Below are 6,277 nucleotides of genomic sequence, written 5' to 3' on the forward strand. Positions count from 1 at the left end.
GGGCAAACAAGGCGCTGGTTGACCACGGGCGGGGTTGGTTCGTGGTTGAGAGGTGCGGTGTTGTTCTGACGACGGCGCTCGCCCGCTGCGACACAACGGTTTCAAGACGGAGCTGCTGAAGCGGACCGTAGCGCGTCAGCTGCGCATCGTAGGAGGTACGAAGTGAACCCCCAGCCGCAAGCCGCCGTGGGCGCGCCGCTGTCCCGGGTGGACGGGCGGCTGAAGGTCACGGGCAAGGCGCTGTACGCCGCCGAGCACGACGTCGACGGCGTCGTGCACGCGGTCATCGTCGACAGCAGCATCGGCCGTGGACGGATCACCTCGATCGACACCCGCGCCGCCCTGGCCCACCCAGGGGTGCTGCGGGTGATCAGCCACCTCAACGCGCCCAAGCTTCCCTATCGTGACAACTCCGCCTCGAACAACCCGCCCGGGCGGCGGCTGCGGGTCTTCCAGGACGACCGGGTGCTCTTTTACGGTCAACCGGTCGCCGTCGTGGTGGCCACCACCCTTCAGGCCGCGCAGCACGGTGCGAGCCTGGTCGAGGTCCGCTACGACGCCGAGCGGCCCTCGACCGATCTACGCGAGGCCCAAGCGGACGAGCCGACCCGCTACGCGCGCGGCGATGCCGAGGCAGGACTGAGCTCCGCGGCCGTACGGATGGACCTGACCTACCGGACGGCGCGCAACCACCACAATCCCATGGAGCCGCACGCCACCATCGCCCGCTGGAGCGGTCATCGGCTCACCGTCTGGGACAAGACCCAGTGGGTCGTCGGCACGCAAACCGAGCTCGCCGCCGTGTTCGGCATCGCGACGCAGGCAGTACGGGTGATCTCCCCGTTCGTCGGCGGCGCCTTCGGCTCGGGGCTGCGTTGCTGGCCACACGTGGTCATCGCCGCGATGGCCGCCCGTGAGGCGGCCCGTCCGGTCAAGCTGGTCCTGAGCCGCAGGCAGATGTACTTCGGCACCGGCTTCCGGCCGTCCTACGACTACCGGCTGCGTCTGGGCAGCGACCGGCGAGGGCGCCTGACCGCCATGGCCCATGAGATGGACGCCGAGACCTCCTCGTACGAGAAGTTCACCGAGACCATCCTGCCCGCGGGCCAGATGCTCTACAGCATGCCGAACGTCTCGCAGGCGTACCGGACGGTGCCGCTGCACGTGAACACGCCGCTCTGGATGCGCGGCCCGGGCTTCGCGACGGCGTCCTTCGTCATCGAGTCGGCCATGGACGAACTCGCGTACAAACTCGGCCTCGACCCGATCGAACTGCGCAGGCGCAACGAACCGGCCGAGGACGAGTCGAGCGGGCTGCCGTTCTCCACCCGCCGTCTGCGCGAGTGCTACACCGTCGGCGCCCGCGAGTTCGGCTGGGACCGCCGCCGTTCCGAGCCGCGCTCCCGGCGCGACGGCGACTGGCTGATCGGCATGGGCATGGCCACCGGCGTGTACGAAACCCAGCGCAACACGGCCCAGGCCCGGATCCGCCTGAACGCCGACGGCACCGCCCTGGTCGAGACGGCGGCCAGTGACATGGGGCCGGGCACCTACACCTCGCAGACCCAGGTCGCCGCCGATGCCCTTGGGCTGACCATGCGCATGGTGACCACCCGAATCGGTGACTCCCTCTACCCGCCGACACCACCGCACGGCGGCTCGATGACCATGGCCAGCGTCGGCTCCGCCGTCCTCGACGGATGCAACCAGGTGCGGCAGCAGGCCATCAAGCTGGCCGTCGAAGACCGGCGGTCACCGTTGTACGGGGTGGCCGCCCACGACGTCGTCGTCCGCGGCGGCCGGATGCAGGTGAAGAGCGACCCGGCCCGCGGCGAGACGTACCAGCGGCTGCTGGCCCGCAACAATCGCCCCTACCTGGAATCTCTCGGGTCCTTCACCCGGCCGTCGGGGCCGGAGCGGCACTCCTTCTACGCCTACAACGCCACCTTCGCCGAGGTCGCCGTCGACGCGGCACTGGGTCTGGTACGGGTGCGGCGCATGCTCGGCGTCTATGACGCGGGCCGCATCATCAGCCCCAAACTCGCCATCAGCCAGGCGATCGGCGGCATCGTGGGCGGCATCGGCACAGCCCTGTTGGAGCACACGGTCACCGACCACCGCGACGGCCGGATCGTCAACGCCAACCTGGCCGACTACCTCGTCCCCGTCAACGCCGACGTCCCCGACATCAAGGCGATCTACCTGGACGGCGAGGACCGCGAGGCCGACCCGCTCGGCGTCAAAGGACTGGGCGAGGTGGTCCACGTCGGCGTGGCGCCCGCGATCGCCAACGCCGTCTTCAACGCCACCGGCCGCCGGATCCGCGAACTGCCCATCACCGCCGAGGCACTGCTCTGACCCGGATCCGGAACGCACACAACCTGTCCGGCAGCCGGTCGCGTCCGGCTGCCGGACCGCCAGAAGCCGCCGGGCGGCACGCCCCGCACACCTTCTGCGACGCTGATCATCTGCTGCGGAGATCGACTCATGCTGAACATTGCGGACACATTGCACCTCTGGTGCCGCCAAGCACGCCCCTTCGCCCTGGCCACCGTCGTCGACGTCCATGGCAGCGCGCCCCTGCCGCCCGGCACCTCGGTCGCGGTGGACGAAGACGGCAACGCGGTGGGCAGCATCTCCGGCGGCTGCGTCGAGGGAGCCGTGTACGAGCTGTGCCGGCAGGTGCTTGGCGACCGAGGAACCCCCCAGCGGGCCCGATTCGGCTACTCCGACGACGACGCCTTCGCCGTCGGCCTCACCTGCGGCGGTGAACTGGACGTCCTCGTTCACGTCCGTGCCTCTCGCCCGCGCCTGCTGGTCTTCGGCGCCGTCGACTTCGCCGCCGCCCTCAGCGAGGCAGGCGCCTTCCTGGGCTACCGGGTCACCGTCTGCGACGGCCGCCCCGTCTTCGCCACCACGGCACGCTTTCCGCACGCGGACGAGGTCGTGGTCGGCTGGCCACACCGCTACCTTCAGCGCACGACCGTGGACGCGCGCACCGCCGTCTGCGTCCTCACCCATGACGCCAAGTTCGACATCCCCCTGCTGCGTCTCGCGCTCGACCTGCCCGTCGGCTACATCGGGGCGCTGGGATCGCGGCGCACCCACGACGAACGCCTGCGCCTCCTGCGCAAGGCCCGTGTGTCCGAAGAACAGCTGGGCCGACTGCGCTCTCCGATCGGCCTTGACCTCGGTGCGCGCACGCCCCAGGAGACGGCTGTGTCCATCGCGGCGGAGATCATCGCCCACATCAACCTGGCGACGGGCCGGCCCCTGTCCCAGCTCACCGGCCCGATCCACTGGCCGCCCCGGCAGGGACAGCCGGTCTGACGGCGGAACCTCAACGCACACCACAGACGGAAAGGAAGTTCCGATGACCTTGACGTACGACTTCAGCGGTCAGGTAGCCCTGGTGACAGGCGCTGCCGCGGGCATGGGAGCGGCCACCGCGCGAGCGTTCGCCGCAGCAGGCGCATCCGTCGCGCTCACCGACATCGATAAGGACGCCGTCGAGAAGACCGCACAGGAGCTCTCCGAGCGAGGCTGCCAGATTCTCCCCCTTGCCTGCGATGTGTCCGACGAGCGGCAGGTCGCCGCCGCCGTGGACAGGACCGTCGATGAGTTCGGGCGGCTCGACATGGCGTTCAACAACGCCGGGATCATGATCCCGGACTCCGACGCCGCCGACGAGCCGGCCGAGGCGTTCGACAGCGTCATCGCGGTCAACCTGCGTGGCGTCTGGGCATGTATGAAGCACGAGTTGGCCCAGATGCGGCGCCAGGGCTCTGGCGCGATCGTCAACTGTTCCTCGCTCGCCGGACTCGTAGGGGACCCACGACGAGCTTCCTACGACGCGACGAAACACGGCATCGTCGGCCTGACCAAGAGCGCGGCTCTGGAGTACGCCCCTCGAGGTGTGCGGATCAACGCCGTCTGCCCCGGCACCATCGACACGCCCATGGTCGAGCGCATGATCAACGCCGGGGAACTGGACATGGACGCGGCCCTCGCCGCCACTCCGATGGCCCGGCTCGGCAACGCCGAGGAGATCGCCTCGGCCGTTCTCTGGCTGTGCAGCCCAGGCGCGAGCTACGTCACCGGAGTCGCGCTTCCGGTCGATGGTGGATACACCGCGCGATAGTCGCTGTCCCCCCCGCGAGCTGACCGGCGCGACGACACGTCACCGCCAAGATCTCCCGGCATCTTGAACGCTTCGGCGCCTGGGTCCTCGAAGGCCTCGGGCACGACCGGCTCTTGGCCGTCACTCCGCGAGAGGCACCGCCTGGCACGACCGCCTGGCCGCCGCCGGCAACCGCGGACGCGACGACACGTCGGTGCCGATGGCCGCCGCTCAGGTGCGCACCGTCAAGAACGTCGTGGAACATCACGAACGACGGCTGCCGTGCCTGACTGGGACTTCTCAGCTGAGACTGGCGAGCCAATCACGCACCTGCGGCTCGGCATCATCCATGTCGTCTCGCGAGATCTCGAAGCCATTGCCCAGCACAGTGGAATCAGGAAGCATTTTGGTGACGGTTTCGACGGTTCCGCCAAGTCCACTTGAGCCATGGGTGCAGAACAGAACGATGTTCTTTCCGCTGAAGTCATTTTGCTCAAGGAGCGTATATACCGGCATCGGCAGGTCGTACCACCAGATCGGATAACCGATGAACACGGTGTCATAACCGCCAAGGTCCGAGGGCGCGGCTTTGAGCTTCGGCGGGTGTGTCCAGTCAGTGGTGTATCTCGATCTTGTTTGATTAGCGGGTGGTCGGGTTCAGACGGCCTTCGAAGGTGATGGCGAAGGCGTTCAGGGCGGCTTTCCAGCGGGTGATCCAGCGTTTGCGGCCCTTGCCGGTCGGGTCGAGGCTCATGATCGCCATGTAGACGCACTTGAGCGCGGCCTGCTCGTTCGGAAAATGCCCGCGAGCCTTGACCGCCCGCCGGATCCGGGCGTTGACCGACTCGATGGCGTTGGTCGAGCAGATGACGCGTCGGATCTCGGTGTCGAAGTTGAGGAAGGGCACGAACTCGGCCCAGGCGTCTTCCCACAGCTTCACGATCGCCGGGTACTTACCGCCCCAGACCTCGGCGAACTCCAAGAAGCGCTCCAGCGCGGCGGCCTCCGTGGGCGCGGTGTAGACCGGCTTGAGCGCCTTGGCGATGGCATCCCAGTGCTGGCGGGCGGCATACCGGAACGACGCGCGCAGCAGGTGCACCACGCACGTCTGGACGACCGCCTGGGGCCAGACCTGCTCGATGGCCTGCGGCAGTCCTTTGAGACCGTCGCAGACCACCATCAGCGCATCCGCCACGCCGCGGTTCTTGATCTCGGTCAGTACGTGCAACCAGAACTTGGCGCCCTCGCCGCCGTCGCCGGCCCACAGCCCAAGGATGTCGCGCTCGCCATCCACCGTCACCGCCATCGCCACGTAAATCGGCCGGTTGGCGACCTGGCCCTCGCGCAGCTTCACGTGGATGGCGTCAATGAACAGGACCGGGTAGACGGGGTCGAGCGGCCGATTTTGCCACTCGGCCATCCCGTCCAGCACCTTGTCGGTGATGGTGGAGATGGTCTGTTTGGACACCTCAGCGCCGTAGACCTCGGCCAGGTGGGCGGAGATCTCGCCGGTGGTCAGGCCCTTGGCGGCCAGCGAGATGACCATCTCATCCACACCGGACAACCGCCGCTGCCGCTTGCGCACGATCTTCGGCTCGAAGCTGCCGTCCCGATCGCGTGGCACGCTGATCTCGACCGGCCCGACGTCGGTGATGACGGTCTTGGAGCGGGCGCCGTTGCGGCTGTTGCCTGTCTCGCTTGCACCGCGTTCGTGCTTGTCATAGCCGAGATGGTCGGTGATCTCGCCTTCCAGCGCGGACTCCAGCACCAGCTTGGTCAGCCGGCCGAGCAGTCCGTTTTCACCCACCAGTTCCACGCCCTCGGCACGGGCCTGGTCGACCAGCCGGGCCACCAGCTCCCGATCCGAATCCCTGGCCTTACTCTCCTTGGGCTGCTTGCGGGCCACGCCGGCGTCCTCCAGGTCGATCTCCGTCGATGCCTGGATCACAGTACTCATCAGGTGCGTTCTCCTTGATCAGGAGTTACACCAGTGACCGTACAGACCCGCTTCGGCCTTTCCCTCGCTCCTTGTTGCGCGCGTGAGACATCTTCGAGCTCTCCGTGAACCTTTTTCAGGCTCCGCGGCGAGTGCCCTGGTCACAGCATGATCGCGATGCCGTTGTTCGGCCGGTGACGTGAAGAAGCTCCTGGTAGACG

At 67.9% G+C, this 6,277-nt stretch carries 4 protein-coding genes and 1 pseudogene; 3 read left to right on the forward strand and 2 right to left on the reverse strand.

All coding sequences use genetic code 11. The features are described 5' to 3' along the window. The first annotated feature begins 162 nt into the window (after positions 1-162). The 3 genes from ACWDX9_RS57945 (at position 163) to ACWDX9_RS57955 (ending at position 4,141) form a co-directional block, all read left to right on the forward strand. A complete protein-coding gene (locus ACWDX9_RS57945; RefSeq protein ID WP_449971840.1) occupies positions 163-2,358 on the forward strand; it encodes a xanthine dehydrogenase family protein molybdopterin-binding subunit in 2,196 nt (731 codons plus the stop codon). Positions 2,359-2,487: 129 nt separating this feature from the next. Next, positions 2,488-3,330: an XdhC family protein gene (locus ACWDX9_RS57950; RefSeq protein ID WP_449971842.1), complete on the forward strand. Its 843-nt coding sequence runs from the start codon at positions 2,488-2,490 to the stop codon at positions 3,328-3,330. A 49-nt stretch (positions 3,331-3,379) separates the two neighbouring features. After that, the gene (locus ACWDX9_RS57955) at positions 3,380-4,141 is read left to right on the forward strand and encodes a glucose 1-dehydrogenase (RefSeq protein ID WP_449971844.1); all 762 of its coding nucleotides are present in this window, start codon (positions 3,380-3,382) and stop codon (positions 4,139-4,141) included. 279 nt (positions 4,142-4,420) lie between these two features. Here ACWDX9_RS57955 and ACWDX9_RS57960 read toward each other — a convergent pair. Next, positions 4,421-4,723: pseudogene (locus tag ACWDX9_RS57960) on the reverse strand (flavodoxin); the annotation flags it as partial. Between the two features lie 37 nt (positions 4,724-4,760). After that, positions 4,761-6,026, reverse strand: coding sequence for an IS256 family transposase (locus ACWDX9_RS57965; RefSeq protein WP_449971846.1), 1,266 nt, complete (start codon positions 6,024-6,026; stop codon positions 4,761-4,763). Between the last annotated feature and the right edge of the window lie 251 nt (positions 6,027-6,277).

Source organism: Nonomuraea sp. NPDC003201, assembly GCF_053590415.1.